At 72.6% G+C, this 26,220-nt stretch carries 29 protein-coding genes and 1 pseudogene; 23 read left to right on the plus strand and 7 right to left on the minus strand.

All coding sequences use genetic code 11. The features are described from left to right. Nucleotides 1-7 precede the first annotated feature (7 nt). The 3 genes from ACZ44S_RS33950 to ACZ44S_RS33960 all read left to right on the plus strand — a co-directional run bounded on the left by ACZ44S_RS33950 (nt 8) and on the right by ACZ44S_RS33960 (nt 2,018). A complete protein-coding gene (locus ACZ44S_RS33950; protein WP_466936189.1) occupies nt 8-541 on the plus strand; it encodes a DUF3515 family protein in 534 nt (177 codons plus the stop codon). Between the two features lie 44 nt (nt 542-585). Then, on the plus strand, nt 586-957 hold the full coding sequence (locus ACZ44S_RS33955) for a holo-ACP synthase (protein WP_466936192.1): 372 nt from the start codon (nt 586-588) through the stop codon (nt 955-957). A 224-nt stretch (nt 958-1,181) separates the two neighbouring features. Further along, nucleotides 1,182-2,018, plus strand: coding sequence for an RNA polymerase sigma factor SigF (locus ACZ44S_RS33960; protein WP_466936347.1), 837 nt, complete (start codon nt 1,182-1,184; stop codon nt 2,016-2,018). Between the two features lie 59 nt (nt 2,019-2,077). Here the strand turns inward: ACZ44S_RS33960 and ACZ44S_RS33965 are convergent, their stop codons facing one another. Beyond that, nucleotides 2,078-3,262 (minus strand): hypothetical protein, encoded by a 1,185-nt coding sequence (locus ACZ44S_RS33965; RefSeq protein ID WP_466936195.1) that lies wholly within the window; start codon nt 3,260-3,262, stop codon nt 2,078-2,080. 149 nt (nt 3,263-3,411) lie between these two features. On the opposite strand from ACZ44S_RS33965, the gene ACZ44S_RS33970 reads away from it, so the two are divergent. From ACZ44S_RS33970 to ACZ44S_RS33990, 5 genes are all read left to right on the plus strand, one after another. Further along, nucleotides 3,412-4,845: an NAD(P)H-hydrate dehydratase gene (locus ACZ44S_RS33970; protein ID WP_466936198.1), complete on the plus strand. Its 1,434-nt coding sequence runs from the start codon at nt 3,412-3,414 to the stop codon at nt 4,843-4,845. Nucleotides 4,846-5,045: 200 nt separating this feature from the next. Continuing rightward, entirely contained in the window at nt 5,046-6,212 is a 1,167-nt protein-coding gene (gene alr, locus ACZ44S_RS33975; protein ID WP_466936202.1) for an alanine racemase, read from the plus strand. Further along, a complete protein-coding gene (locus tag ACZ44S_RS33980; RefSeq protein ID WP_466936205.1) occupies nt 6,209-7,435 on the plus strand; it encodes an alpha/beta fold hydrolase in 1,227 nt (408 codons plus the stop codon). The genes alr and ACZ44S_RS33980 overlap by 4 nt, the downstream gene beginning before the upstream one ends. Continuing rightward, a complete protein-coding gene (tsaE, locus tag ACZ44S_RS33985; protein ID WP_466936208.1) occupies nt 7,407-7,934 on the plus strand; it encodes a tRNA (adenosine(37)-N6)-threonylcarbamoyltransferase complex ATPase subunit type 1 TsaE in 528 nt (175 codons plus the stop codon). The genes ACZ44S_RS33980 and tsaE overlap by 29 nt, the downstream gene beginning before the upstream one ends. Nucleotides 7,935-8,100: 166 nt before the next feature. Beyond that, nucleotides 8,101-8,274 carry a hypothetical protein gene (locus tag ACZ44S_RS33990; protein ID WP_466936210.1) on the plus strand — a complete coding sequence of 58 codons (174 nt, stop codon included), beginning with the start codon at nt 8,101-8,103 and terminating at the stop codon, nt 8,272-8,274. A gap of 7 nt (nt 8,275-8,281) precedes the next feature. Here ACZ44S_RS33990 and ACZ44S_RS33995 read toward each other — a convergent pair whose 3' ends face one another. Then, nucleotides 8,282-8,830, minus strand: coding sequence for a hypothetical protein (locus ACZ44S_RS33995; RefSeq protein WP_466936213.1), 549 nt, complete (start codon nt 8,828-8,830; stop codon nt 8,282-8,284). A gap of 118 nt (nt 8,831-8,948) precedes the next feature. On the opposite strand from ACZ44S_RS33995, the gene tsaB reads away from it, so the two are divergent. From tsaB to ACZ44S_RS34035, 8 genes are all read left to right on the plus strand, one after another. Next, a complete protein-coding gene (gene tsaB, locus ACZ44S_RS34000; RefSeq protein WP_466936216.1) occupies nt 8,949-9,602 on the plus strand; it encodes a tRNA (adenosine(37)-N6)-threonylcarbamoyltransferase complex dimerization subunit type 1 TsaB in 654 nt (217 codons plus the stop codon). Next, the gene (rimI, locus tag ACZ44S_RS34005) at nt 9,599-10,162 is read left to right on the plus strand and encodes a ribosomal protein S18-alanine N-acetyltransferase (RefSeq protein ID WP_466936219.1); all 564 of its coding nucleotides are present in this window, start codon (nt 9,599-9,601) and stop codon (nt 10,160-10,162) included. The genes tsaB and rimI overlap by 4 nt, the downstream gene beginning before the upstream one ends. Next, the gene (gene tsaD, locus ACZ44S_RS34010; protein ID WP_466936222.1) at nt 10,155-11,240 is read left to right on the plus strand and encodes a tRNA (adenosine(37)-N6)-threonylcarbamoyltransferase complex transferase subunit TsaD; all 1,086 of its coding nucleotides are present in this window, start codon (nt 10,155-10,157) and stop codon (nt 11,238-11,240) included. The genes rimI and tsaD overlap by 8 nt, the downstream gene beginning before the upstream one ends. Beyond that, nucleotides 11,237-11,500: a hypothetical protein gene (locus ACZ44S_RS34015; RefSeq protein WP_466936225.1), complete on the plus strand. Its 264-nt coding sequence runs from the start codon at nt 11,237-11,239 to the stop codon at nt 11,498-11,500. The genes tsaD and ACZ44S_RS34015 overlap by 4 nt, the downstream gene beginning before the upstream one ends. 141 nt (nt 11,501-11,641) lie before the next feature. Next, entirely contained in the window at nt 11,642-12,694 is a 1,053-nt protein-coding gene (locus ACZ44S_RS34020) for a LacI family DNA-binding transcriptional regulator (protein ID WP_466936228.1), read from the plus strand. Nucleotides 12,695-12,790: 96 nt separating this feature from the next. Next, entirely contained in the window at nt 12,791-13,897 is a 1,107-nt protein-coding gene (locus ACZ44S_RS34025) for an LCP family protein (RefSeq protein WP_466936231.1), read from the plus strand. A 110-nt stretch (nt 13,898-14,007) separates the two neighbouring features. Beyond that, nucleotides 14,008-14,364, plus strand: a complete 357-nt coding sequence (locus ACZ44S_RS34030) for a YciI family protein (RefSeq protein WP_466936233.1) — start codon at nt 14,008-14,010, stop codon at nt 14,362-14,364. 62 nt (nt 14,365-14,426) lie between these two features. Further along, nucleotides 14,427-15,701, plus strand: coding sequence for an RNA polymerase sigma factor (locus tag ACZ44S_RS34035; protein ID WP_466936236.1), 1,275 nt, complete (start codon nt 14,427-14,429; stop codon nt 15,699-15,701). Between the two features lie 134 nt (nt 15,702-15,835). Here ACZ44S_RS34035 and ACZ44S_RS34040 read toward each other — a convergent pair whose 3' ends face one another. Next, on the minus strand, nt 15,836-17,011 hold the full coding sequence (locus tag ACZ44S_RS34040) for a THUMP-like domain-containing protein (RefSeq protein ID WP_466936239.1): 1,176 nt from the start codon (nt 17,009-17,011) through the stop codon (nt 15,836-15,838). A gap of 90 nt (nt 17,012-17,101) precedes the next feature. Between ACZ44S_RS34040 and ACZ44S_RS34045 the strand changes: the two genes are divergently transcribed. The 5 genes from ACZ44S_RS34045 to ACZ44S_RS34065 all read left to right on the plus strand — a co-directional run bounded on the left by ACZ44S_RS34045 (nt 17,102) and on the right by ACZ44S_RS34065 (nt 22,481). Beyond that, on the plus strand, nt 17,102-18,022 hold the full coding sequence (locus ACZ44S_RS34045; RefSeq protein WP_466936242.1) for a polysaccharide deacetylase family protein: 921 nt from the start codon (nt 17,102-17,104) through the stop codon (nt 18,020-18,022). Continuing rightward, on the plus strand, nt 18,019-18,831 hold the full coding sequence (locus tag ACZ44S_RS34050; protein WP_466936245.1) for a polysaccharide deacetylase family protein: 813 nt from the start codon (nt 18,019-18,021) through the stop codon (nt 18,829-18,831). The genes ACZ44S_RS34045 and ACZ44S_RS34050 overlap by 4 nt, the downstream gene beginning before the upstream one ends. A gap of 301 nt (nt 18,832-19,132) precedes the next feature. After that, on the plus strand, nt 19,133-19,441 hold the full coding sequence (gene groES / locus ACZ44S_RS34055) for a co-chaperone GroES (RefSeq protein ID WP_073932713.1): 309 nt from the start codon (nt 19,133-19,135) through the stop codon (nt 19,439-19,441). Nucleotides 19,442-19,591: 150 nt separating this feature from the next. Further along, entirely contained in the window at nt 19,592-21,214 is a 1,623-nt protein-coding gene (groL, locus tag ACZ44S_RS34060) for a chaperonin GroEL (RefSeq protein ID WP_466936248.1), read from the plus strand. A 172-nt stretch (nt 21,215-21,386) separates the two neighbouring features. Then, nucleotides 21,387-22,481 (plus strand): hypothetical protein, encoded by a 1,095-nt coding sequence (locus tag ACZ44S_RS34065; protein WP_466936252.1) that lies wholly within the window; start codon nt 21,387-21,389, stop codon nt 22,479-22,481. Between the two features lie 8 nt (nt 22,482-22,489). Here the strand turns inward: ACZ44S_RS34065 and ACZ44S_RS34070 are convergent, their stop codons facing one another. The 3 genes from ACZ44S_RS34070 to ACZ44S_RS34080 form a co-directional block, all read right to left on the minus strand. Next, nucleotides 22,490-22,960, minus strand: a complete 471-nt coding sequence (locus ACZ44S_RS34070) for a hypothetical protein (protein ID WP_466936255.1) — start codon at nt 22,958-22,960, stop codon at nt 22,490-22,492. A 278-nt stretch (nt 22,961-23,238) separates the two neighbouring features. Continuing rightward, nucleotides 23,239-23,868, minus strand: a complete 630-nt coding sequence (locus tag ACZ44S_RS34075) for an ATP-binding protein (protein WP_466936259.1) — start codon at nt 23,866-23,868, stop codon at nt 23,239-23,241. A 109-nt stretch (nt 23,869-23,977) separates the two neighbouring features. Further along, on the minus strand, nt 23,978-24,754 hold the full coding sequence (locus ACZ44S_RS34080) for a hypothetical protein (protein ID WP_466936263.1): 777 nt from the start codon (nt 24,752-24,754) through the stop codon (nt 23,978-23,980). A 138-nt stretch (nt 24,755-24,892) separates the two neighbouring features. Here ACZ44S_RS34080 and ACZ44S_RS34085 point away from each other — a divergent pair, with 138 nt between their 5' ends. Then, the gene (locus tag ACZ44S_RS34085; RefSeq protein WP_466936266.1) at nt 24,893-25,345 is read left to right on the plus strand and encodes a hypothetical protein; all 453 of its coding nucleotides are present in this window, start codon (nt 24,893-24,895) and stop codon (nt 25,343-25,345) included. Between the two features lie 36 nt (nt 25,346-25,381). Then, nucleotides 25,382-25,624 (plus strand): annotated as a pseudogene (locus ACZ44S_RS34090) (NucA/NucB deoxyribonuclease domain-containing protein); the annotation flags it as partial. Nucleotides 25,625-25,678: 54 nt separating this feature from the next. Here the strand turns inward: ACZ44S_RS34090 and ACZ44S_RS34095 are convergent. After that, nucleotides 25,679-26,140, minus strand: coding sequence for a hypothetical protein (locus tag ACZ44S_RS34095; RefSeq protein WP_466936269.1), 462 nt, complete (start codon nt 26,138-26,140; stop codon nt 25,679-25,681). Nucleotides 26,141-26,220: the final 80 nt, after the last annotated feature.

Genomic DNA, 26,220 nt, shown 5'->3' on the forward strand with positions numbered 1-26,220 from the left:
TGGGGCCGTGGAACAGGCGGAACGGGAAGAGACGCGGGAACCGCGTCGGCGGAGTCTGCGCAGGGCGTTCACCCCGATGCGGGTGGCGGTGGCCGGGCTTGCCGCGGCGGCTCTGGTGTCCGCCTTCCTGGTGGTGGACTCCCACCGGATCGACTCCGCGCCGCGGGGCGGGGAGACGGAGTGTTCCGACGTCGTGGACCGGCTGCCCGAGAAGGCCGGCGGCCGGTCGCGGGACTGGGCCCTCGGGGACGGTGTCGCCTCCTGGGGCGACCGCTCGCTGGTGCTCCGCTGCGGGGTCGCCGAACTCCAGCCCAACGTGAACCTCTGTGTGACGGCCGACGGCGTCGACTGGGTGCTGGACGAGGGCCGGCTGAAGGCGGACGGGGTGAGCGTGCTCACCACCTACGGGCGCTCCCCGGCGGTGGAGGTCACCTACGACGGCCCGCGACAGGACGTCGGCGGCATCCTCGTCGAGCTGAACGGTTCCGTGGAGCCCATTGCGCAGCAGCGCAAATGCGTCGGGCTCGGCGACACCCTGTAGGGGTTTCGCGGGGCCGGTCCGGCGGGGCGCCGTAGGGTTTGCCCATGAGCATCATCGGAGTCGGGATCGACGTGGCCGAGGTCGAGCGTTTCGCGGCGTCCTTGCAGCGGACGCCCGGACTGGCCCGGCGGCTCTTCCTGGACAGCGAACTGCTGCTGCCCAGCGGTGAGCGGCGCGGTGTCGCCTCCCTCGCCGCGCGGTTCGCCGCCAAGGAGGCGCTGGCCAAGGCGCTCGGGGCGCCCGCGGGGCTGTACTGGACCGACGCCGAGGTGTGGTGCGAGGACAGCGGGCAGCCGCGCCTGCGGGTCAAGGGGACGGTCGCCGCCCGCGCCGCGGAACTGGGCGTACGGTCCTGGCACGTGTCGCTCAGTCACGACGCCGGGGTGGCCTCGGCGGTCGTCGTCGCGGAAGGGTGAGACCGGTGTCCGCCTTCCCCGGGGTCGGGGTGGATGTGCCGGTATGGGGTGATGTGTTTCTCGTCGTGGCCGCCGTGCTCACCATCGTCTTCACCCTCGTACGCTTGGTACGGAACCGCCGTCGGTAATTTTCTGTGCGTGTATCGGCCGGACGGGGGTAAACGCGAGTAGCCGGTGCCCGGAGCGGGGCCGATCCACGAGGAGGGGTGACTGTGACGTCGACGATGGCGCGGACCGACCGAGCTCAGAGCGTGACCGAGCTGCCGGAGGTCGCCGAACCCGGCCAGGTCGCGCCGCAGGACGCACGAGAGCTGTCCAAGCAGTTCTTCCGCCGTCTGACCGAGCTGGAAGAGGGCACGCACGAGTACCAGTACGCGCGCAACACGCTGATCGAGATGAACATGTCCCTCGTCCGCTACGCGGCGGGCCGGTTCCGCAGCCGCGGGCCGGAGGAGATGGAGGACATCGTCCAGGTCGGCATGATCGGGCTGATCAAGGCGATCGACCGGTTCGAGCTCTCCCGCGAGGTGGAGTTCACCTCCTTCGCCATCCCCTACATCGTCGGCGAGATCAAGCGGTTCTTCCGGGACACCTCGTGGTCCGTGCATGTGCCGCGCCGGCTTCAGGAGGCCCGGGTGCAGCTCGCCCGCGCCACCGAGGAACTGCGCAGCCGGCTGGGCCGTACGCCCACGACCGCCGAGCTCGCGCAGCTGATGAGCCTGACCGAGGAAGAGGTCAACGAGGCCCGCATCGCCTCCAACGGCTACAACTCCGCCTCGCTGGACGCCGCCATCGGCAGCGAGCCGGACGGCGAGAGCGTGCTCGCGGACTTCATCGGCACCGAGGACGCCGCGCTGGGACTGGTCGAGGACTTCCACGCGCTCGCCCCGATGATCGCCGACCTGGACGAGCGCGAGCGCAAGATCGTCCACTGGCGGTTCGTGGAGGAGCTGACGCAGGCGGAGATCGGTGAGCGGCTGGGCTGCTCCCAGATGCACGTGTCGCGCCTGCTCTCCCGCACGCTGAAGCGGCTGCGGGCGGGGATGCTCAGCACGACCTGAGACGGCACGCGCAGGACGTACGCACGGGGTGCGGCTCGGTGAGCCGCACCCCGTCTCCGTCAGCAGACCGACTGGCTGCTGTTCACCAGACGGTTGTTGCGGAACGTCGTGTTCTCGCCGCAGGGGCTCTCGCGGATCGAGGAGTTGGTCACCGTGAGGTTCTGGACGGTGATGTCCCGGTTGTTCGGGAACTCCGAGCGCGCCGCGAGACGGATCTCGCCGCCGCCGGTGACCGTGCCGCTCTGGGCGGCGAGGGTGACGTTGTAGCAGTTCTCGATCAGGATCGCGTTGTTGCCGGTGTCGGAGAGCGTGATCCTGTCGATCGTCGCGCCGCCGCTCTCCGAGACGCAGAACACGCCGCGTCCGCCGCCGCGCGCGACGACCTCGCCGACGCGGATGTTGGTGGCGTAGGAGCTGCCGATGCGGCCGTTGCGGTTGGCCATGCGGAAGGCCGCGTACCCGGTGCCGGAGCCGGCGTTCTCCGCGTCCACCTTGGCGACCGTCGCGTTGACGGTCTGGTTCAGCAGCAGGCCCGACTCGCCGACGTTGCGGGCGGTCACCGTGCCGATGGTCAGCCCGTCGACGCCGTACGTCTCCACGGCATGGCTGGACGCGCCGGAGACGTACACGTTGTCGATGCGCACGTTGCGCGTCCACTGACCGGTGTCGCCGCGGTTGTCGATGCGGACGCCGAGGCCGCGCGACAGGCGCATGTCGATCTGGCCGAGGACCACGTTCTGCACGTTGCGCAGGAAGATGCCGTACAGCGGGGCGCCGGTGACATTGAGGTGCTGCACCTCGATGTCCCGGGTGCCGCGGGAGTAGACCGGGGCCTGGTCGCCGGAGCCGCTGCCGGTGACGTCGATGGTGCCGCAGACGTCGAGGACCGTGTAGCTCGGCAGGGAGATGCGGGAACCGGCGGAGAGGGAGCCCGAGCCGCGGACCACGACCCGTTCCTTGCTGGTGCGGCCGGGGGACAGGCTGCCGATGGCCGCCTGGACGGCCGCGCGCATGTCGCCGCCGGTGTAGACCGTGCTGCTGCCGCGCCGGGCGGTCCAGGTGCTGCCGTTGCGTACCGCCTCGGCCTGGTACGAGCCGTCACCGCAGGCCGCGGCGCGGGCGGGAGCCGGGGCGGCGGTCGTGGTCGCGGCGGCGGCAGCCGTCGCGGGGGCCGTCAGCGTGCCGGCGGCGGTGAGGAGCGCGGTGGCGCCCGCTGCTGCGAGGAGTGCGGCTCTGCGTCCCATGGGTCCTCTGCTTCCGTCGTCGAACCGATTCGACTGAATCGATTCATCCGGTGGGGGGGCGGAGAGTTTGGCAAGGGCATGGCAATGCGTCAAGCGGACGGCTCCGCCGATACGGGATCCGGCCCCGCCCGTACGGGAGACTCGGACCCATGCGGACTGCGTACAGCGTGGAGACGGTCAGGACGGCGGAGCGGGAACTGATGGCACGGCTGCCGGAGGGGGCGCTGATGCAACGCGCCGCCGCCGGACTCGCCGCGGCCTGCGCGGATGTGCTGGGGCGGGTGTACGGCAGCAGGGTCGTGCTGCTGGTCGGCAGCGGGGACAACGGCGGCGACGCCCTGTACGCCGGCGCTCGGCTGGCCCGGCGCGGCGCGGGAGTGAGCGCGGTGCTGCTCACGCCGGGGCGGGCCCACGCAGGCGGGCTCGAGGCGCTGCGCCGGGCCGGGGGCCGGGTCACGGGCTCGGACGGCGCCGAGGACCTGGTCGAACGGGCGGATCTCGTCGTCGACGGCATCGTCGGGATCGGCGGCAAGGGCGGGCTGCGCCCGGCGGCCGTGCCGCTCGCCGAGGCCGCCGAACGGGGGCGGGCGGCCGTGGTCGCCGTCGATCTGCCCAGCGGGGTCGACGCCGACAGCGGGGAGGTACGGGGCAGGGCGGTCCGCGCGGATCTCACGGTGACCTTCGGGACGCACAAACCGGGGCTGCTGATCGATCCGGCGCGGGAGTACGCCGGGTCGGTGCGGCTGGTCGACATCGGGCTGGCGCTCCCGCGGGAGCCGGAGCTGGAGGCGTTGCAGCACGCGGACGTGGCCCGGCTGCTGCCGGTGCCGGCCGCGGAGAGCGACAAGTACCGGCGGGGTGTGGTCGGCATCGCCGCCGGATCCGCCCGCTATCCGGGTGCCGCGGTGCTCGCGGTGGCGGGCGCGCTGCGGGGCGGTGCGGGGGCCGTGCGGTACGTCGGTCCGGCCGGGCAGGCCGTGATCGCGCGCTTTCCCGAGACCCTCGTGTCGGACCGGGGCCCGAAGCACGCGGGGCGGGTGCAGGCCTGGGTGGTCGGCCCCGGCGCCGGGGACGACGCGGCGACGGTCGCGGAGGTGCTCGCGGCGGACGTGCCCGTGCTGATCGACGCGGACGGGCTGCGGCTGGCGGACGCGGCGGCGGTACGGGCGCGCCGTGCGCCGACGCTGATGACCCCGCACGCGGGGGAGGCCGCCGCGCTGCTCGGTGTGGAGCGGGAGGAGGTCGAGGGCGGGCGGCTGTCCGCGGTGCGGGAGCTGGCGGGGCGGTACTCGGCGACGGTGCTGCTGAAGGGGTCCACGACCCTGGTGGCCGGTGTCGGCGGGGGGCCCGTGCGGGTGAATCCGACGGGGACGTCGTGGCTGGCCACGGCGGGCAGCGGGGATGTGCTGTCGGGGCTCGGGGGGTCGCTGCTGGCTGCGGGGCTGTCGGCGCTGGACGCGGGGAGTGTGGCGGCGTATCTGCACGGGCTGGCGGGGCGGCTGCGGGCGGACGGGGCGCCGGTGGGGGCGCAGGATGTGGCGTCGGGGATCGTGGGGGCGTGGCGGAGTGTGGTGCGGGGGTGAGGGGCGGTGCGTGAGCGCGGCGGTGGGTGCGGTGCGTGAGCGCGGCGGTTTCTTCGCCCCCGCCGCCCCTTCCCGTCCCGACCTGGGGCTCCGCCCCAGACCCCGCTCCTCGAACGCCGGAGGGGCTGGGTTGGAGCGCCGGAGGGGCTGGTGGTGACGGACGAGAAGGCGCGGTGGAGGGCTCTGAGAGACTGGGGCCGATGAACGAGACAGTGCGGGCCCGTGCCGAGATCGATCTGGCAGCCGTGCGGGCCAATGTGCGGGCACTGCGGGAGCGTGCGCCCGGTGCCGCCTTCATGGCCGTCGTCAAGGCCGACGGGTACGGGCACGGCGCCGTCGCGTGCGCCCGGGCGGCCGTCGAGGCCGGGGCCGCCTGGCTGGGCACCGCCACCCCGCAGGAGGCGCTCGCGCTGCGTGCGCCCGGGGCCGGGCTGCCGGACGACGTACGGATCATGTGCTGGCTGTGGACGCCCGGGGGACCCTGGCGGGAGGCGGTCGAGGCCGGGATCGACGTGTCCCTGAGCGGCCTGTGGGCGCTGGACGAGGTCACCCGGGCGGCGCGTCTGGCGGGCCGGCCCGCGCGGGTGCAGCTCAAGGCCGACACCGGGCTCGGCCGCGGCGGCTGCCAGCCCGGCGACTGGGCGGAGCTGGTCGCGGGCGCGCTGCGCGCCGAAGCCGCGGGACTGCTGCGGATCACCGGCCTGTGGTCCCACTTCGCCTGTGCCGACGAGCCGGGGCACCCCTCCATCACCGCCCAGCTGACCCGCTTCCGGGAGATGGTGGCGTACGCGGAGCGGCAGGGCGTCGACCCCGAGGTGCGTCACATCGCCAACTCGCCCGCCACCCTCACCCTCCCCGAGAGCCACTTCGACCTCGTGCGTCCCGGCATCGCGATGTACGGCGTCTCGCCCAGCCCCGAGATCGGCACCCCCGCCGACTTCGGACTGCGCCCGGTGATGACCCTCGCCGCCTCGCTCGCGCTGGTGAAGCGTGTTCCCGAAGGCCACGGCGTCAGCTACGGCCACCACTACGTCACCCCCGGCGCGACCACCCTCGGCCTGGTGCCGCTCGGCTACGCGGACGGCATCCCGCGCCACGCCTCCTCCACCGGGCCGGTCCTCGTCGAGGGCAAGTGGCGCACGGTCGCGGGGCGGGTCGCCATGGACCAGTTCGTCGTCGACCTGGGTGGTGACGACCCGGGGCCGGGCGCCGAGGCCGTCCTCTTCGGCCCCGGCGACCGCGGCGAGCCCACCGCCGAGGACTGGGCGCAGGCGGCCGGGACCATCGCGTACGAGATCGTCACCCGGATCGGATCCCGCGTTCCGCGCGTCCATGTCGATGACGCACACGAGGGGAGCGGTACGTGAGCGAGAGCATCGCGGGGGCCGCCGCCTCCGCGGCCGAGGTGTCCCGCAGTGGCTGGCGCCGGGCCACCGGTGTCGCCGGCGTCGCGATAGGCGTGCTCGCCACCGGAGCCGCCGCGGGGGTCGCCATAGAGCGGATGACGGTCGGCCGGGGCATGCGGAAGAAGGCCAGGCTCGCCCTGGACTCCGCCGGACCGTACGGCTCCCTGCGCGGCACCCCCGGCAGGGCGTACGCCGACGACGGCACGGAGCTGTACTACGAGGTCGACGACGCCGACCCCGACCCGGAGGCGACGCCCGCGCGGCGCCGCCGGCTGTTCGGCCGCAAGGCCCCGGCCCCGGTCACCGTCGTCTTCAGTCACGGCTACTGCCTCAACCAGGACTCCTGGCACTTCCAGCGGGCCGCGCTGCGGGGCGTCGTACGGGCCGTGTACTGGGACCAGCGCAGCCACGGCCGTTCGGCTCGGGGCGCGGCGCAGGCGGAGCGCGGCGAGCCGGTCACCATCGAGCAGCTGGGGCGCGATCTGAAGGCCGTCATCGACGCGGCGGCGCCCGAGGGGCCCGTCGTGCTGGTCGGTCACTCCATGGGCGGCATGACGGTGATGGCCCTCGCCGACCAGTACCCGGAGCTGATCCGGGAGCGGTGCGTGGGCGTCGCCCTGGTCGGTACGTCCTCCGGGCGGCTCGGGGAGGTCAACTTCGGCCTGCCGGTGGCCGGCGTCAACGCGGTGCGGCGGGTGCTGCCGGGTGTGCTGAAGGCGTTGGGACAGCGCGCCGAGCTGGTGGAGAAGGGGCGCCGGGCCACCGCGGACCTGTTCGCCGGGGTCATCAAGCGGTACTCGTTCGCGTCCCGTGACGTGGATCCCGCCGTCGCCCGGTTCGCCGAGCGGATGATCGAGGGCACGCCGATCGACGTGGTCGCCGAGTACTACCCGGCGTTCAACGACCACGACAAGACGGAGGCCCTCGCCCACTTCGCCGGACTGCCGGTGCTGGTGCTGTCGGGGGTGCAGGACCTGGTCACGCCCAGCGAGCACAGTGAGGAGATCGCCGGTCTGCTCCCCGACGCGGAGCTGGTGCTGGTGCCGGACGCCGGGCACCTGGTGATGCTGGAGCACCCGGAGGTGGTCACCGACCGCCTCGCCGACCTGCTCGCCCGCGCGGGTGCGGTGCCCGCTGCGGCTACCGTGGGTGGCTATGGAAGCAGCACCGCACAACCCGGCTGAACCGCGGCCGGCCGCGCCCTCCGTCGAGCTGACCGTCACCTCCCCCGAGCAGATGCGCGAACTGGGGCGCCGGCTCGCCAAACTGCTGCGGGCGGGTGACCTCCTGCTGCTCTCGGGCGAACTCGGCGCCGGCAAGACGACGCTGACCCGGGGGCTGGGCGAGGGGCTCGGCGTACGGGGCGCGGTCACCTCGCCGACGTTCGTGATCGCCCGCGTGCACCCGTCGCTGGGGGACGGGCCCCCGCTGGTCCACGTCGACGCGTACCGGCTCTCCGGCGGGCTGGACGAGATGGAGGACCTGGACCTCGACGTCTCGCTGCCGGAGTCGGTGATCGCCGTGGAGTGGGGCGAGGGCAAGGTCGAGGAGCTGACCGACGACCGCCTCCAGATCGTCATCCACCGGGCGGTCGGCGACACCACGGACGAGGTGCGGCGGGTGACCGTGACCGGCCTGGGCGAGCGCTGGGCGGGGACCGGCCTGAGCGCCCTGTCGGCCTGACGGGCGGTTCCGGCCGCCGGGCCGGTCGCCGGAGACCGCCGCGGCGTACGTTCCGACAAGACGTCGGCAAAGTGTTGCCTTCGGGGTCTCCGGCGTGGTCACATGGTATCCAGTTCGTGGTTAGGTCTACCTAACTACGTCCGCCCCCGGCCCACAGGAGGCGTCCATGCCGGCCCCCCAGAACTCCCGTGAGTCCACGGCGCAGCCGCAGTCGCTTCCCCAGGTGCCCATGCGCGATCTGCTCGCCGCGTGCGCCGCGGCCGCGGCGGTCTCCACGCCGCCCCGCGCCCCCGAGCCCCCGCACTCCGGGCAGGTGCGCGGCCACCGCGAGGCGGCGTAGCCCCGTCTCACGGCACGACGACGACCGTCCGCCCGATCGTCGCGAACGTCCACATCGCCGCACCGTCCGCACGGGTCTCGCGGATGCCGCCCGTTCGCTCCCCGGGGTCGAGCACCGGTGCGGAGCCGTCCACGGCCGCGCTGAACCCGATCGCCGTGCCTTCGACACTGGCGAACCGCACGACGTGCTCGACGGGGACACCGTCCGATCCGGTGACCTCCCCGGAGCGGGAGGTCACCCGGTAGGAGCCCGGCGCCGGGTCCACCGTGCTGGGGCTGACCCCGAAGGAGCGCCGCACCTCGCCCCCTTCATCCACCAGCCAGACCCGGTCGGCGTCCAGGGAGTACACGACCCGCTTGCCCGTCCCCGACCGGGCGGGCAGCGCGGCGGGGCGCTCCTGGTCCGGGAACGCCTTGCGCACGGTTCCCGCGGCCCCGGCCGCCGGGCGGCGCAGCTCGGGCGGGACGGTCACCGCCGCCTGGTGGCCGAGGTAGCCGATCGTCGCGAGGGCCGCCGCGGTCAGCCCCGCCACGATCATCGAGCTGGTGCCTGCCACCGCCGTCACCTCTGTCCCGCTCTGCTCCGTTATGTACATACGTGGACGGACGGTAGCAGTCCGTGACCGTCCGGCCGGTGCGGCCGTGGCCGGGGCGCGGGAGCCGTAGGCTGTTTGCGTGCTCTTGCTCGCTCTGGATACCGCCACCCCAGCCGTCACCGTCGCGCTGCACGACGGAGACGACGTCATCGCCTCGTCGAGCCAGGTGGACGCCCGCCGGCACGGCGAACTGCTCCTCCCGGCGATCGACCGGGTCCTCGCCGAGGCCGGCCTGCGGCTGGACGCCGTCACCGGCATCGTCGTCGGCATCGGGCCCGGCCCCTACACCGGGCTGCGGGTCGGTCTGATGACCGCGGACACCTTCGGGCTCGCGCTCGGTGTCCCCGTGCACGGTCTGTGCACGCTGGACGGTCTCGCCTACGCGGCCGACCTGGAGGGCCCCTTCGTCGTGGCGACCGACGCCCGCCGCAAAGAGGTCTACTGGGCGCGTTACGCCGACTCCCGCACCCGTCTCACCGAGCCCGCCGTGGACCGGCCCGCCGACATCGCCGGGCAGGTCGCGGGCCTGCCCGCGGTCGGCGCCGGCGCGCTGCTGTACCCGGACACCTTCCCCCAGGCGCACGAGCCCCAGCACGTGTCCGCCGCCGCCCTGGCCCGGCTGGCCGCGCAGCGGCTCGCCGCCGGTGCGGAACTGCCCGCGCCCCGGCCGCTGTATCTGCGCCGGCCCGACGCCCAGGTCCCCAAGAACTACAAGGTGGTCACCCCCAAGTGACGGGAACCGACACTGCCGTGCTGCGCGAGATGCGCTGGTGGGACATCGACTCCGTGCTGGAGCTGGAGCGGGACCTGTTCCCCGAGGACGCCTGGTCGCGCGGGATGTTCTGGTCCGAGCTGGCCCATGCGCGCGGGCCCGGGGCCACCCGGCGCTACGTCGTCGCCCAGGAGGGCGACCGGATCGTCGGCTACGCCGGGCTCACCACCTCCGGTGCGGAGTCCGACGACGGCTCCACCGCCGGTGCCGACATCCAGACCATCGCCGTCACCCGGGACCACTGGGGCACCGGCCTCGGCTCGCGCCTGCTGACCGAACTGCTACGGGCGGCGACCGCGTTCGAGTGCGCGGAGGTGATGCTGGAGTGCCGGATCGACAACGTCCGGGCCCAGAAGCTCTACGAGCGCTTCGGCTTCGAGGTCATCGGGGTCAGGCGCGGCTACTACCAGCCGGGAAACGTGGACGCCCTGGTGATGCGGCTGACCGACCCGTCCACCTCTGTGAACCCGGCGCACCCCGTCGACGGCAACGGCGTACAAGGAACCGACATCCATGGCTGACGAACCTCTGGTACTGGGGATCGAGACCTCCTGCGACGAGACCGGTGTCGGCATCGTGCGCGGGACCACCCTGCTGGCGGACGCCGTCGCCTCCAGCGTCGACGAGCACGCCCGCTTCGGGGGCGTCGTCCCCGAGGTGGCGAGCCGCGCCCACCTGGAGGCGATGGTCCCCACCATCGACCGCGCGCTGAAGGAGGCGGGCGTCAGCGCCCGCGACCTCGACGGCATCGCCGTCACCGCCGGCCCCGGACTCGCCGGGGCGCTGCTGGTCGGCGTCTCCGCGGCCAAGGCGTACGCCTACGCCCTCGGCAAGCCCCTGTACGGCGTGAACCACCTCGCCTCCCACATCTGCGTCGACCAGCTGGAGCACGGGGCCCTGCCCGAGCCGACGATGGCCCTGCTGGTCTCCGGCGGCCACTCCTCCCTGCTGCTCTCCACGGACATCACCTCCGACGTCCGCCCCCTCGGCGCGACCATCGACGACGCGGCCGGCGAGGCCTTCGACAAGATCGCCCGGGTGCTGAACCTCGGCTTCCCCGGCGGCCCGGTGATCGACCGCTACGCCCGCGAGGGCGACCCGGACGCGATCGCCTTCCCGCGCGGACTGACCGGCCCCCGCGACCCGGCGTACGACTTCTCCTTCTCCGGCCTGAAGACGGCCGTGGCCCGCTGGATCGAGGCCAAGCGGGCGGCGGGCGAGGAGGTGCCGGTGCGCGACGTGTCGGCGTCCTTCCAGGAGGCGGTCGTGGACGTCCTCACCCGCAAGGCCGTGCGGGCCTGCAAGGACGAGGGGGTCGACCATCTGATGATCGGCGGCGGGGTCGCCGCCAACTCCCGGCTGCGGGCGCTGGCCCAGGAGCGCTGCGACGCGGCGGGCATCCGGCTGCGGGTGCCCCGCCCGAAGCTGTGCACGGACAACGGGGCGATGGTCGCCGCGCTGGGTGCCGAAATGGTCGCCCGGCGCCGCCCGGCCTCCGACTGGGACCTGTCGGCCGACTCCTCCCTGCCGGTCACGGACCCCCACGTCCCCGGACACGACCACGTCCATGAGGTCGGCGAGGAGAACCTGTACGCATGACGGTCGCACTGATGTGGGAGGCCCGCGCGGTCCCCGGCCGGGGCGCGGACCTGGTGGCCTGGACCGAGGAGCAGGCGCGGGAGCTCGCCCGCCGCCCCCTGCGCCGCGAGACCTTCCGCGCCCCGCAGGACCGCGTTCTGGTGATCACCTGGTGGGACGCCCCCTACGACGCGGACCTGCCCGAACTTCCGGAGCCGGGCGAGGAGCTGATCACCCGTCCGGTGCACCGGTGGCGGTTCGAGTCGCTGGGGAGCGGCTGAAACCGGGCGGCTCCTGCCGCCTGGGGGCACGCAATCCCACGGGCAGACGGCGAATGTTTCGTTGTTCATAACGAATGTTCCGGGAAATCGGCAGGCGCTGAGGTCTTCGTCAGGAGGTCCGGCAGGGATACGATCGCCGCCATGACTTCCCCGCAGCCCGCTGAAACCCGGACACGAGCGCGCAGCACGCAGACCGCGACGCTCGCCGAGATCGCGCGCGAGGCCGGCGTCTCCGCACCGACTGTTTCGAAGGTCCTCAACGGTCGTGCCGATGTCGCCCCCGGCACCCGCAGCCGGGTCGAGGAACTGCTGCGCGCCCACGGCTACCGGCGCCGCCGCGCCGAGGCCACCCGCTCGCCCCTGATCGACCTGGTCTTCCACGAACTGGAGAGCGCCTGGGCGATGGAGGTCATCCGGGGGGTGGAGAACGTCGCCCGGGACGCGGGACTGAGCGTCGTGCTCTCCGAGAGCGCGGGGCGGCTCACCCCGGGGCGCACCTGGGCCGACCAGGTCGCCGCGCGCCGCCCGCACGGCGTGATCCTCGTGCTGTCCGGCCTCGACGAGTCCGGTCGGGCCCTGCTGACCAGCCGTTCCATCCCGTTCGTCGTCATGGACCCGGCCGGTGACCCGGGCACCGACGTGCCCTCCATCGGCGCGACCAACTGGCAGGGCGGACTCGCCGCCACCCGGCATCTGGTCGAGCTGGGCCACACGCGGATCGGCGCGATCAGCGGACCCTCCCGGATGATGTGCAGCCGCGCCCGTATCGACGGCTACCGGGCCGCCCTGGAGACCGCCGGGCTCCCGGTGGACCCCGAGCTGATCGCGACCGGCGACTTCCACCACGAGGCCGGCTACCGGCAGGGCCTCGCCCTGCTGCGTCGTGAGGACCGGCCCACCGCGGTGTTCGCCGGCAACGACCTCCAGGCGCTCGGGCTGTACGAGGCGGCGCGCGAGCTGGGGCTGCGGATCCCGGAGGACCTGAGCGTGGTCGGGTTCGACGACCTGCCGGTGGCCCGCTGGGTGGGTCCGCCGCTGACGACCGTACGGCAGCCGCTGACGGAGATGGCGGAGGCGGCGGCCAAGCTGGTCCTCGACCTCGGCAAGGGCGACGACACCCCGGCCGCGACCCGGGTCGAGCTGGCGACGAGTCTGGTGGTCAGGAGCAGCACGGCCGCGCCGGCCGAGGCCTGAGCGCGGCGAAAGTTTCGGCCCGTGCCCAGGTGGTTGAAGTCTTAGAATTTCACAAGAAAACTGTCCCGTGGTCGTTGCTCGTCATAATTCGGACTTATGTTCCTGCTTGTGACGGGACATCAGGGGAGCGACGGGGCAGGGGACGGCGGGACCGGCGGCGAAGGGGACGACACCCCCGGCATACGGACCGGCCGGCGGACGCGGGTGCTGAAGATCACCGGCCTCGCGCTGGCGGGCCTGCTCGTCCTCGGCGCCGGAGCGGCCGGCTGGGCGTACTGGCAGCTCAACGACAACATCCGCGGCGTCGACATCAACAACGCCCTGGGGGACGACCGCCCCGCCAAGCCCATGACCGCCCCGTCACCGGACCCGTCGGCCACCGCCGAGCCCCTGCCGACCGGGTCCCTGAACATCCTGGTGCTCGGCTCGGACTCGCGCAGCGGCGAGGAGAACCAGGCGCTCGGCGGAGGTGAGAGCGGCGGCGCCCGCTCCGACACCGCCATGGTCGTCCACCTGGACCCCGGCCGGACCGCCGCCACCGTGGTCAGCATCCCGCGCGACACCCTCGTCGACCGGCCCGCCTGCCCGCTGCCCGACGGGGGTTCGACGCGGCCGGTCTCCGGTGCGATGTTCAACAGCGCCTACGAGGTGGGCGGTCCGGTGTGCGCGGTGAAGACCGTCGAGTCGTTCACGGACGTCCGGATGGACCACTACATCGAGATCGACTTCTCCGGCTTCGCCCGGCTGGTCGACGCGCTCGGCGGCGTCACCGTCACCACGGAGGAGGACATCGACGACGACCGCAGCCACCTCACACTGGCGGCCGGCACCCACCACCTCGACGGCACCGAGGCGCTCGCGCTGGCCCGCACCCGCTACGACATCGGCGACGGCAGCGACCTCGGCCGCATCGAGCTCCAGCAGCAGCTGGTGAAGGCGCTGCTGGAACAGATCGCGGAGCAGGACCTGCTGACCGGTCCCGCCGAGCTGTACGAGGTCGCCGACGCCGTCACCGGCAGCCTCACCACCGACACCGGCCTGGACTCGCTCGGCGAGCTGACCCGCTTCGGACAGAGCCTGAAGGGTCTGACGTCCGCCGCTGTGACGACCGTGACCATGCCGGTGCGGCCCGCGCCCTGGGACCCCAACCGCGTCGTGGCCGACGAACCGGAGGCGCGGGAGCTCTGGGCCTCGCTGAAGTGACGCGGTGGGCGCGAGAGAATTTCGGCGGGGGTGTCGATTCCTGGGCTGCTCGTTCGACGCAGGGGTGAGAGACCGGGAACGACCCGGTCCGCACCACACGAGGAGTCACCATGCCGCGCTATCTCTCCATGATCCGGATCGACGAGAACAACGCCCCCGAAGGCGGACCCAGCCCCGAGCTGATGCAGCGGATGGGCGAGCTGATCGAGGAGATGACCAAGGCCGGGGTCCTGCTGGACACCGCCGGACTCACCCCGACCGCCCAGGGCACCCGGGTGCACTACGAGGGCGGCCGGCTGTCGGTGACCGACGGACCCTTCACCGAGTCCAAGGAGGTCATCGGCGGCTACGCGATGCTGCAGGCCAAGGACAAGGCCGAGGCGATCGAGTGGACCAAGCGCTTCCTGAAGGTGCACGAGCCGCACTGGACGGTGACCTGCGAGGTCCGGGAGGTCGTGGAGGCCTGACCGGCCCGCGCGCCGAAGATCCTCCTTGGCCCGGTCGCCGTACGGGTGTCTGATGGTGGGCTGTGACACCACAGCCCACCGCCGGCCCCCACGACCCGGCCCCGACCGTCGAGACCGTGTTCCGCATGGAGTTCCCGCGCGTCGTCGCCGCCGTCACCCGGATCGTCCGGGACGTCGGAATCGCCGAGGAACTCGCGCAGGACGCGCTGGTCGCCGCGCTGGAGCGGTGGCCGGCGGACGGCGTCCCCGACAACCCGGGCGCCTGGCTCACCACCACCGCCCGCAACCGCGCCGTCGACCTCGTCCGCCGCCGCGAGACCTACGCCCGCAAGCTGGCCGAGATCGGCCGGGACCAGTCGATGGTGACGGCCCCGCCGGAGGAGCCTGCCGACCCGGCCGACATCGACGACGACCTGCTGCGTCTCGTCTTCACCGCCTGCCACCCGGTGCTGTCCGCCGAGGCCCGCACCGCCCTCACCCTGCGGCTGCTCGGCGGCCTGACCACGGCGGAGATCGCCCGGGCCTTCCTCGTGCCCGAACCGACGGTGGCCCAGCGGATCGTGCGCGCCAAACGCACCCTGGCCAAGAAGAACGTCGCCTTCGAGGTGCCGTACGGACCCGACCGGGAGGCCCGCCTCGGCTCGGTCCTGGACGTCATCTATCTGATCTTCAACGAGGGGTACGCGGCCACGGCCGGCGACGACTGGCTGCGCCCGGCGCTGTGCGAGGACGCGCTGCGGCTGGCCCGCGTCCTGTCCGCGCTGATGCCGAAGGAACCCGAGGTCCACGGGCTCACCGCACTGCTGGAGTTCCAGTCCTCCCGCGCCGCCGCCCGCACCGGCCCGGACGGCGAACCGGTCCTCCTCAAGGACCAGAACCGCGCCCGCTGGAACCGCATGCTCATCGCCCGCGGCGTCACCGCCCTCTCCCGCGCCGAGGCCACCGCCGCCGGCGCCCCGGGCCCGTACGCGCTCCAGGCGGCCATCGCCGCCTGCCACGCGCACGCGTACCGCTACGAGGAGACCGACTGGCCCCGCATCGCCACCCTGTACGCCCTCCTCGCCGCCCGGGCCCCCTCCCCGGTGGTCGAACTCAACCGCGCGGTCGCCGTCTCCATGGCCGAGGGCCCCGCCGCCGCACTGCCCCTCGTCGACGCCCTGACCGACGTACCGGCACTCCGGGACTACCACCTGCTGCCCAGTGTCCGCGGCGACCTGCTGGCCCGTCTCGGCCGCCGGGAGGAGGCACGGGCGGAGTTCGAACGGGCGGCGTCACTGACCCACAACGCACCCGAACGGGACCTGCTGCTGCGCCGGGCGGCGGAGGAGGGCGCCTGATCGGTGCGGCGGGGGTGCCTGGCGGGCGTGTTGGGCGTGGCGGGTCAGTGCGATGAAGTGGCCGGCGGGCCTGCTCGGTGCGGTGGGGGTGGCCGGCGGGCCTGATGAGCGTGGCGGGTGCCCGGCGGGCCCGGTCAGCGCACGGGGTGTCCCAGCAGCATCGTCGGCGCGCCGGCGACGCGGGTCAGGAAGACCGTGACGGACCCGGAACCCGCCGGCTTGGGCAGCACCTTGCGGCGCAGCTCCTCCGGCTCGACCGCCGAGCCGCGCTTCTTCACGGTCAGCGTGCCGATGCCGCGCTCCCGCAGCAGCGCCTTCAGCTTCTTGACGTTGAAGGGGAGCCGGTCGGTGATCTCGTAGGCGCCGGCGTACGGCGTCGGGCGGTGCTCGTCCGCGGTGATGTAGGCGATGGTCGCGTCGATGAGCCCGCCGTCGAGTTCCGCGGCGGCCTCCGCGACCAGATGGGACCGGATCACGGCGCCGTCCGGCTCGTACAGGTACCGGCCGGGCGGGCGGACGGCGGGGTCGGGCAGTCCGCGGGACGCGAGGGTGTGCGGGCCCGGGAGCAGCGTCGCGCGGACCGGGTTCTCCCGGCCGGTGCCGAACCACAGCACCGCCTCCTTCACGTCCCCGCCGTCCGAGATCCACTCGGCCTCCGCGTCGCCGGGGACGGCCTCGTGCGGGATGCCCGGCGCCACCTTGAGCGCGGCGGCGCGGGGCGCCGTACGGGCGGCCTCGACCGCCCAGGACAGCGGGGGCGAGTACGCCTCGGGGTCGAAGATGCGGCCCCGCCCGCCCCGTCGGGCCGGGTCGACGAACACGGCGTCGTACCCGGCCGTGTCCACCTCCGTGACGTCCGCCTCACGCACCTCGATCAGCTCCGCGAGCCCCAGCGCGTCGGCGTTCGCCCGGGCCGCCGCCGCCGTGAGCGGATCACGGTCCACCGCCAGGACCCGGATCCCGGCGCGGGCCAGCGCGATGGCGTCCCCGCCGATCCCGCAGCACAGATCGGCCACGGAGGTCACACCGAGCTCCCTGAACCGTTCCGCCCGGTACGCCGCGACGCTCGCCCTGGTCGACTGTTCGACCCCGTTGGGCGTGAAGAACATCCGTGCCGCGTCCCGCTCACCGAACTTCGCCACCGCACGCTGCCGCAGCCGCGCCTGGCCGAGCGCCGCCGACACCAGTTCGGCGGGGTGCTCGCGGCGCAGCCGGGTCGCGACGGCGAGTTCGTGCGCCGGGTCGGTGTCGCGCACCTCGTCGAGGAGGGCGCGGCCTTCGGGGGTGAGGAGGGGGGCGAGGTCGTTCACCGGGTCATTGTGGGCCAGTCGGTGGACCGTACGCCTCCGGCCGCGGTGTCGGGCCGGGTTCGGACCGTCCGGCTGCGAGGATCCGGCCCCATGCGAGCAGTAGGACAAAACGATAAAAAGCTGCCGTCGCGTGGTGCTCGGATCGGCCTCGCCGTCCTTGCTCTCGCCACCATCGCCTCGGGCTGCGGACAGGACGGCGCCGACGTCGAACCCGCGGGCGGCCAACAGCCCCTCCAGGCGCCACCGGCCCGCGCGCTCGACTCCTACGCCACCAAGCTGCGCGCCGCGCACGCCGCGAGGGTCGCCGCCGCGAAGCGCTGGGGCCTGAAACGGGTGCCCCTGACCGCCCCGTCGCCCCCGGAGAAGAAGCCGAGGATCACCACCCGGGACGGCTTCGAGGTCGACGGCCACCGCCGGCTGGGACTCCCGCCGGTCTTCACCACCGTCCCCACGAAGCAGAAGATCCTCTTCCTCACCATCGACGACGGCGAGGAGAAGGACCCGGCGTTCCTGCGGATGATGAGCGAGCTGAACATCCCCTACACCGCCTTCCTCAGCGACTACCTCGTCAAGGAGGACTACGGCTACTTCAAGAAGATGCAGGACAGGGGCGTCGGCCTGCACAACCACACCCTGCACCACCCCTACCTCCCGGCCCTGTCCCACGCCCGCCAGAAGCGCGAGATCTGCGGCATGCAGAAGGTCATCGAGAAGCGCTACGGCAAGCGCCCCGCCCTCTTCCGCCCGCCCTACGGCAACTACGACAAGAACACCCTGCGCGCCGCGAAGGCCTGCGGGATCACCCACGTCCCCCTCTGGAACGAGGAGGTCTTCGTCGACCACTGGGAGTACCGCGAGTGGGACCGCTCGCTGCACCCCGGCGACATCGTCCTCTCCCACTTCCGCGGCCGCGAGGACTGGAAGGGAACGATGCCGGACATGGTCCGCCGCTTCCTGGACAAGGTCACCGCCGAGGGATACGCGGTGGCGCGACTGGAGGACTACCTGTGAGCCGGAGCAGGGCCCCGGCGGCCGCCCTTCTGGCGGGCACCGCCCTGCTGGCCCTGACCACCGGATGCGCGTCGCCGGACGCAGCGGGCGGGGCGTCCGCACCGGACGGCACCGGCCGGAGGTCCGCACCGGCCGGGGCGACGGGCAGCGCCCGTCGCGACCTCCCGCCCGTGATCGACCGCATCCCGACCGACGACAAGGTCGTCTTCCTCACCTACGACGACGGCGCCGAACGCGACCCCCGCTTCATCGACCTGGTGCGCGAGCGCCGGCTCCCCGTCAGCATGTTCCTCACGGACAGCGTGATGGGCCCCGGCTACGCCCACTTCGCCCGCCTGCGCGCGGTCGGCGCGAGCCTGCAGAACCACACCCTCGACCACGCCGCCCTGCGCGGTCTGCCCTACGCCGGACAGCGCGCCGAGATCTGCGGTCAGCAGCGCAAGCTCACGTCCCGCTTCGGCATCCGCCCCCGCCTCTTCCGCCCGCCCTACGGCACGTACGACACCACGACCCTGCGCGCCGCCGCCGACTGCGGCATCGCCGCGGTGGTCCTGTGGCGGGCGGTCCTGGAACCCGACGGCCACCTCACCTACACCCGCGGCCCCCACCGCCTGAACCCCGGCGACATCGTCTCCGTACCGTCGGGCGAGGCGCCGACGCTGTCACTGGCGGAACGGACGGTACGACTGCTGGGGGAGTTGCGGGAACGGGGGTTGAGGGTGGGGCGCCTGGAGGACTACGTGGGTGAAGCCGCCTCATCGACGCTTCCTGGCGAGCACCGCTCACCTTCCAGCCCGTCCGGCGCTTGAGGACGAGGCCCGTTCAGGGCCGAAGCGGGGCCCGGGGGCGGCAGCCCCCGGTGACGGTTACTGCAACACCGCCAGCTGCACGATCCCGTGCCGAAAGACGCCCCCACCCCCGACGCGCCGCACGGCAATTGGCACTCCGCTTGACCGAGTGCTAACCGCAGTCATAGTCTCAGGTCTGGCACTCCCCCCTGGAGAGTGCCAAACACGCGACGGGCAGGTCCGGCACCCGCGACGACGGATCCACCTGGTCGCCACCTCAGACAGTTAACCCCGTGAGATCTCCGAAGGGGGAGGTCGGATCGTGACGACCGCCAGCTCCAAGGTTGCCATCAAGCCGCTCGAGGACCGCATCGTGGTCCAGCCGCTCGACGCCGAGCAGACCACGGCTTCGGGCCTGGTCATTCCGGACACCGCCAAGGAGAAGCCCCAGGAGGGCGTCGTCCTGGCCATCGGTCCGGGCCGCATCGAGGACGGCAAGCGCGTCGAGCTCGACGTGAAGGTCGGCGACGTCGTTCTGTACAGCAAGTACGGCGGCACCGAGGTCAAGTACAACGGCGAGGAGTACCTCGTCCTCTCGGCCCGCGACGTCCTCGCGATCGTCGAGAAGTAAGGGAACCCCGGGGACAACCCCCCGGAGAACCCGACCTCGAAGCAAGCACTTTTGCTCGACACCGCGCCCCTGGCCCCAGCATCCGACAAGGAGCCGGGTGACCGGGGGCGCGGTGATTTCACCTAGATTTCCGAGAGGGCTCCCGCTGCCATGGCGAAGATCCTGAAGTTCGACGAGGACGCCCGTCGCGCCCTCGAGCGCGGCGTCAACAAGCTTGCCGACACGGTGAAGGTGACGATCGGTCCGAAGGGCCGCAACGTCGTCATCGACAAGAAGTTCGGCGCCCCCACCATCACCAACGACGGTGTCACGATCGCCCGCGAGGTGGAGATCGAGGACCCGTACGAGAACCTCGGCGCGCAGCTGGTGAAGGAGGTGGCGACCAAGACCAACGACATCGCGGGTGACGGCACCACCACCGCCACCGTGCTGGCCCAGGCGCTGGTCCGCGAGGGCCTGAAGAACGTCGCCGCCGGCGCCTCCCCGGCCGCCCTGAAGAAGGGCATCGACGCCGCCGTCGCCGCGGTCTCCGAGGACCTGCTCGCCTCGGCCCGCCCGATCGACGAGAAGTCCGACATCGCCGCCGTCGCCGCGCTGTCCGCCCAGGACCAGCAGGTCGGCGAGCTCATCGCCGAGGCCATGGACAAGGTCGGCAAGGACGGTGTCATCACCGTCGAGGAGTCCAACACCTTCGGTCTGGAGCTGGACTTCACCGAGGGCATGGCCTTCGACAAGGGCTACCTGTCGCCGTACTTCGTGACGGACCAGGAGCGCATGGAGGCCGTCCTCGACGACCCGTACATCCTCATCACGCAGGGCAAGATCTCCTCCATCGCGGAGCTGCTGCCGCTGCTGGAGAAGGTCATCCAGGCCAACGCCTCCAAGCCGCTGCTGATCATCGCCGAGGACGTCGAGGGCGAGGCGCTGTCGACCCTGGTCGTCAACAAGATCCGCGGTACCTTCAACGCGGTCGCCGTCAAGGCTCCGGGCTTCGGTGACCGCCGCAAGGCGATGCTGCAGGACATGGCCGTCCTCACCGGCGCCACGGTCGTCTCCGAGGAGGTCGGCCTCAAGCTCGACCAGGTCGGTCTGGACGTGCTGGGCTCCGCCCGTCGCGTGACCGTCACCAAGGACGACACCACGGTCGTCGACGGCGGCGGCAAGAAGGAGGACGTCGAGGGTCGCGTCGGCCAGATCAAGGCCGAGATCGAGACCACCGACTCCGACTGGGACCGCGAGAAGCTCCAGGAGCGTCTCGCGAAGCTGGCCGGCGGCGTGTGCGTGATCAAGGTCGGCGCCGCCACCGAGGTGGAGCTGAAGGAGAAGAAGCACCGTCTGGAGGACGCCATCTCCGCGACCCGCGCCGCGGTCGAGGAGGGCATCGTCTCCGGTGGTGGCTCCGCGCTGGTCCACGCCGTCAAGGTCCTCGAGGGCAACCTCGACAAGACCGGCGACGAGGCCACCGGTGTCGCCGTGGTCCGCAAGGCCGCCGTCGAGCCGCTGCGCTGGATCGCCGAGAACGCCGGCCTCGAGGGCTACGTCATCGTCTCCAAGGTCGCCGAGCTCGAGAAGGGCAGCGGCTACAACGCCGCCACCGGCGAGTACGGCGACCTGGTCAAGGCCGGCGTCATCGACCCGGTCAAGGTGACCCGTTCCGCCCTGGAGAACGCCGCCTCCATCGCCTCCCTGCTCCTCACGACCGAGACCCTGGTCGTCGAGAAGAAGGAAGAGGAGGAGCCGGCCGCCGCCGGTGGCCACGGCCACGCCCACTGACGACGCCGTAAGGTCGCCAGAACCCGAGTGAACCCGAGTGAAGGCCCGGCACCCCGGAACGGGGGCGCCGGGCCTTCGCCGTACCCATGACCTTCCGATCATGGAACCGAAGGAGCCCCGGGACAGTCTCTGCACACAGCGACCGGAGCGGCGGCAGGGGAGGGGGAGGGCGATGAACCAGGTGCTCTACGGGGAACGGTCCCGCAACCCGTTGGCGCGGACCGTGGAACTGGCCGAGGGCGGCCTGCGCAGGGGCGGCAGGACGACTCCCTTGGAGGAGCTGAACCTCGGCGCCATGGCGGAGGCGTTCCTGCGGGGGAGCTGGCTCGGCGGCGGTGGCAGCGAACGTCCGCTGGCATCCCTGCCGCAGGAGCGCGGCCTCGTCCCGGTCACCCGTGTCACCGGCACCACCACTCCCCTGAAGACGCGTCAGGCCGCGGCCTTCGCCCACGCGCTGGGCGAACTGGCGGTCCGCAGGTGCGGCGGCCCGGGCCAGGTGGCCGCCCTCGCCGCGCGGGCGCACGCGGAGGGCGTACCGCTGTGGATCGCACGACGGTACGCACCGGGCCCCGCCGGCACCGTGACCGTCGCCGTGGACCGGCGCTCGGTCCGCGTGGACGTCTGGGGTCCGCACGCTCCGGCCGTACGGCTGAGGGCGCCCCACGGCTACCGCCCCGACTCCGCCGACCCGGCCGGCGGACTGAGCCTGACCGTCGGTGACCTGCCCGCGCGGCTGGAGCTGCGGAAGAAGTTCCGCAAGTCGAAGAGCAAGGTCGAGATCCGCCTGCCCGACCGGAGCTGGACCCTGCGCCGCGAGAACGCGGTGAGCTCGTCGCTCCTGCGCGACGGCACCCGGATCGCCCTCCTCACCCGTCCCCCGCGGGGTTCGGTCCCCGCCCCCGGCGCCGTGCTCCTGCCGCTGGCCGACGTGCGCCACGAGAGCCCCGACCCCCTGGACGCCGTGATGGCCCACGCGGCCGCGGTCTCCTTCGGCCTCGGCGACACCACGGGCACGGCCAGGTTCCGCCCCACCCGCGAGTACGACGACACGGACGACGTCATGTGGGACCGCCCGTGGTTCAGCAACCTCGGCAGGGGCCGCGACGACAACGAGCCCGGCGGTGGCGACGGCTGGGGCAGCGACGGCGGAGACGGCGGCGGCGGAGGCGGCAGCGGCGGAGGCGGCAGCGGCGGCGGCGACGGGGGAGGCGGCGGCGACGGGGGAGGCGGCGGCGACGGGGGCGGCGGAGGAGGTGGCGGCGACTAGCTGCCCGCTCACCAGGCCTTGCTGCGCTCGAACTCCGTGATGTTGATCTTCACGCCCGGGGTCTTGAGCGTGGTGGGGGACTCACCCGTCGCCGTCTGCCCCGGCTGTACGTCGGTGACGAACTCGGTGGAGTTGTAGAGCCGTTCACCGTCCGGGCCGACGGCTTCCCACTCCCAGGTGTAGTCCGACTTCTCCGAACTCCGGTTCGTGATGGTCCAGGTGACCCAGATGTCGTCGAACCCCGCTTGCGAGCGGTCGTCGATCTGGAAACTGACGAGATCGTCGCGCTCGTCGCCGTCCTCCACCCGCCCGCCCTGCGGCTCCTCGCCCTGCTCGTCGGCTCCTTGCCGCTCAGCAGTGGGGGTGCCCTTGTCCGGGGCCGGGGTGGAACTGTCGTCCTCGACGGCACAACCGCCGACGGCCGTCCCACCCACCAGGGTCACTGCCGCACAGGCGGCCACCACAGTGAATCTTCGCATCGTCTGCCCCTTCTGACGCTGTATGTCATATATAGACCCATTCGGGGTAACGCGCAGGTCGAGACTTGGCGAGCCTCGGAGGCAGAGACAGGGACGGGCGCGAGGGCGGTGCGTCAACCGTCCTGGCGCAGCAGCAAGCGCACCGGCTCCGCCAGGGCGGCCCGTGCCCCCTCGGCGTCCCCCAGCCGTGCGGCGAGGGTGGCCTCCGCGAGCCGCGCGGGTGGACTTGCCCGTGCCGTTCTCCTCCGCGATACAGGTGAACGGGCCCAGTCCGACCGTCAGTCCCGGCAGGTTCTTGAATCCGTCGACCTCGAGCCGTGTGAGCATCCGTCCTGCCAGGCGGTCCGCCCGGTCTCCGCTCCGGCCGGATCGGCGTCGTCAGCGGCACATGTCCCGTGGGAGTCCCCCGACGGGGCCGCAGGCAGGACGTCGAGGGGTGTGGTGCCCTTCGGGACGCCGACCACGGCCCACACCGTCTTGCCGGGCCCGCCGGTCCGTCCTCCGACTCCCCAGGTGTCGGCGAGGGCGGCCACCAGCAGCAGGGCCCGGCCCCCTTCCGCCCCGGGATCGCCGCCGCCCACGCGCGGTCCGCGCTCCCCGCGGGTGTCGCTCACCTCCACCCGTACGAGCCCGTCGTCGCGGTCGGCCGTCAGCAACAGTTCGGCGTCCCGGCCAGGCACGCGTCCGTGGGTCACGGCGTTGTTCGCCAGCTCGGCGACGATCAGCTCCACGGAGTCGTGCGCCGGGGTGCCGTAGCGCCAGCCCCAGGCGTCCATCTGGCAGGAGGCGAGCCGGCGGGCGAGCCGGGCACCGCGCGGGGAGGCGGTGAAGCGGAACGAGAACACCGTCTGATCGGCGAGCGGGAGCGGCAGCGTGGACCGCCGCTCCTGGCGGGGGGAAGTGGTCATGCCCCGAAGATCCCGGGCCCGCACCCCCGCCCACGAGCAGTGACGCCCCCACGGCGGCCGTCTGTCGGGGCGGAGGGTGACGGTGTCGAGCCTGTCGGGGCGCGGGTGTTCACGCGGGCAGCGGACGCACTCCGTTGTCGTCCGTCACCTCGTACACGTCGATCCGCAGCAGCGCGCGGACGTGCGCCGGAACTCGCTGGACGGCTTTCACGGACGAGGACGGCACGACGAGGGCGTACCGTATGCGGGCGTCCTGGCCGGCCATGCGGCGCAGCAGCTGCCCGTAGGCGATGTCCGCGTCGATGCCCTTCTCCTGGGTGCGGCCCTTGGCCTCGCAGATCAGCCGCTCCTCGCCGCGCACGGCTTCGAGGTCGGTCCAGCGGTCCGTGGGCTCGACCGGCGTCCACCCTTGGTCGAGCAACCAGGCACGGAAGGCGTCGGTGACCCGGTCCTCGTCGCTCTCCCGGGCCAGGAGCGCTCGCAGCGCCCCCAGGTCGGCCTCCTCGTTGCGCCGCAGCCGCCCGCGCCCGTCCGCGTCGAGGTCGGCGGGCCGGACCACGACCAGCCGCAGCCCGTGAGCCGGGATCTCGGTGTCGCGGCGGGCGTCGTACAGGGCCCGCTGCTCGCCCCGGTGGACACCGCTCACGGTGAGCCGGTCCGGCTTGTCGAAGTGCGGCACCGGCTGGTCGTGCTGGAGTTCCCGGTACTCGACCACGAGTCGGTGGCCGGGCCAGTAGGCGTCGACCGGCAGCCTGACCCGCCGGCCCCCGGCACCCGGGTCGCCCAGCAGCCAGTCGAACCGGTGCTGCGTCAGGGCCACTTCGCCGAGAATGCCGTCGCACAGACCGATCACGTACGCCTCGTCGCTGTCGTCTCTCGATGCCATGGCGGGCATCCTGCCAGGCGCCTCTGACCATGCCGGACGCGTGGCGTCTTCGCTCCAGGCCGTCGTGAGGCGCGAGACAGGCGTCACCTGGTCGCGATTCCGGTCACCGCGCTGGACGGCGGGCGCCATCCTGGCGGGATGGCCCACGACATAGTGTTCTTCCTCGCTCCTGACGACGAGACTGCCGCTGCGACGTGCCTGCGGGGGCCTGGTCGGGCCTTCGAGTCCGTGTCCTGCCGTTTCATCGAGCCGGACAGTGCCATCGCCGAGTGGGACATGTACTTCGCGCAGCCCTCGGCCGACATCCCGCCGCTTGAGCAACTCCTTGGGTGGTCGTGGCCGGAGTGGGTCACTCCCCCCTTGAACGACGGCGTTGAGGTGTTCGCTCTGCCGCAGCGGTTGACCCGGGCGCTGGCCGACGCCGGTTCCACCGAGCTGGAGGAGCTGGCAGCCCGCTGGACCACGAGGCTCAGATCTGACGACGGGGACGACATGACCGACGATGATCTGCTGTCGGTCCTGCAGAGAGTCGCCCGGCTCGCGGCGTCGGCGGTGAGTACGGGTGGTCGTCTCTACAGCTGGAGCTTCTGACCGTCCGATAGGGCGGCGGTCAAGCAGTGCAAGCGCTACTGGGGCGCCAACTACACCCAGGGCGGCAAGCTCGAGTGCGACGAGTACCCCTTCGCCACCACCTACGAGGGTGCCGCGGAGGCGGACCACGACTCGGAAGCGAAGAAGTTCACCTTCTCCGTGAAGCCGATCCCCGCGGCTGAGAACCTGGCGGGCGGCAATATCCTGCGCAGCCTCTATGCAAAGAGTCGCATCATCGACGGGATGGACGACGGGTTCCTCGTGAAGATCCGTTCCTGAACCCGGCGGCGGGGGCGGGCGGGACGGCATCCGGCCGCCCCGTCCGAACCGCGGTCACGGCTTGGCAGGCCAGAACTGCAGGAGATACCTCTCCACGTCGTGCCCCGTGCCCTCACCCTCCGACAGGGCGGCGGCCTCGGCACGGCCGACGCAGTGCGCCCGCACGGGCCACGCACCCGGAGAGCCCAGCGCGAAGGTTTCCGTACGCCCCACGCTCCCCGACCAGACTGCCACCTTTCCGCTGGTCGACTCGAACTCGGCCTCGCCCTGTTCGTCCCAGGCCGAGGGGTCCTGCTCGGGGGGCGGCCCGTCCCACACCTCCACGATCAGCGTGGCGGTGTGGGTGTGGCCACCGCTGTAGAAATCGAGGCGCCCGGGAAATCCGTTCAGGAACACGCCGGACTCATAGTCGTCCGGAAACGGCATCGGCAGTTCACCGTCGTCGGACTCCTGAAGCGCGAAGGCGTGATACCCCACATCCGCGTTCACACGCTGCTGCCGGACAAGTTGTGCCACGGGCATCCCTTCGGCATTCCGGTGCCGGTTCCTTGCCGGAATGGTAGGCCGGGGGTTCACCCGTAAGCCGGAACTTGGGC

The organism is Streptomyces malachitofuscus (genome assembly GCF_055571035.1).

Excerpts from the sequence above, each read along its gene's own strand:
- ACZ44S_RS34045 (WP_466936242.1), top strand. The coding sequence starts at position 17,102 with ATGCGAGCAGTAGGACAAAACGATAAAAAGCTGCCGTCGCGTGGTGCT.
- tsaD (WP_466936222.1), top strand. The coding sequence starts at position 10,155 with ATGGCTGACGAACCTCTGGTACTGGGGATCGAGACCTCCTGCGACGAG.
- ACZ44S_RS34085 (WP_466936266.1), top strand. The coding sequence starts at position 24,893 with ATGGCCCACGACATAGTGTTCTTCCTCGCTCCTGACGACGAGACTGCC.
- ACZ44S_RS34070 (WP_466936255.1), bottom strand. The coding sequence starts at position 22,960 with ATGCGAAGATTCACTGTGGTGGCCGCCTGTGCGGCAGTGACCCTGGTG.
- ACZ44S_RS34030 (WP_466936233.1), top strand. The coding sequence starts at position 14,008 with ATGCCGCGCTATCTCTCCATGATCCGGATCGACGAGAACAACGCCCCC.
- ACZ44S_RS34020 (WP_466936228.1), top strand. The coding sequence starts at position 11,642 with ATGACTTCCCCGCAGCCCGCTGAAACCCGGACACGAGCGCGCAGCACG.
- ACZ44S_RS33970 (WP_466936198.1), top strand. The coding sequence starts at position 3,412 with ATGCGGACTGCGTACAGCGTGGAGACGGTCAGGACGGCGGAGCGGGAA.
- groL (WP_466936248.1), top strand. The coding sequence starts at position 19,592 with ATGGCGAAGATCCTGAAGTTCGACGAGGACGCCCGTCGCGCCCTCGAG.
- ACZ44S_RS34065 (WP_466936252.1), top strand. The coding sequence starts at position 21,387 with ATGAACCAGGTGCTCTACGGGGAACGGTCCCGCAACCCGTTGGCGCGG.
- tsaE (WP_466936208.1), top strand. The coding sequence starts at position 7,407 with ATGGAAGCAGCACCGCACAACCCGGCTGAACCGCGGCCGGCCGCGCCC.
- alr (WP_466936202.1), top strand. The coding sequence starts at position 5,046 with ATGAACGAGACAGTGCGGGCCCGTGCCGAGATCGATCTGGCAGCCGTG.
- ACZ44S_RS34080 (WP_466936263.1), bottom strand. The coding sequence starts at position 24,754 with ATGGCATCGAGAGACGACAGCGACGAGGCGTACGTGATCGGTCTGTGC.
- ACZ44S_RS33965 (WP_466936195.1), bottom strand. The coding sequence starts at position 3,262 with ATGGGACGCAGAGCCGCACTCCTCGCAGCAGCGGGCGCCACCGCGCTC.
- ACZ44S_RS33955 (WP_466936192.1), top strand. The coding sequence starts at position 586 with ATGAGCATCATCGGAGTCGGGATCGACGTGGCCGAGGTCGAGCGTTTC.
- ACZ44S_RS33960 (WP_466936347.1), top strand. The coding sequence starts at position 1,182 with ATGGCGCGGACCGACCGAGCTCAGAGCGTGACCGAGCTGCCGGAGGTC.
- ACZ44S_RS34075 (WP_466936259.1), bottom strand. The coding sequence starts at position 23,868 with ATGACCACTTCCCCCCGCCAGGAGCGGCGGTCCACGCTGCCGCTCCCG.
- ACZ44S_RS33990 (WP_466936210.1), top strand. The coding sequence starts at position 8,101 with ATGCCGGCCCCCCAGAACTCCCGTGAGTCCACGGCGCAGCCGCAGTCG.
- ACZ44S_RS34025 (WP_466936231.1), top strand. The coding sequence starts at position 12,791 with ATGTTCCTGCTTGTGACGGGACATCAGGGGAGCGACGGGGCAGGGGAC.
- ACZ44S_RS34015 (WP_466936225.1), top strand. The coding sequence starts at position 11,237 with ATGACGGTCGCACTGATGTGGGAGGCCCGCGCGGTCCCCGGCCGGGGC.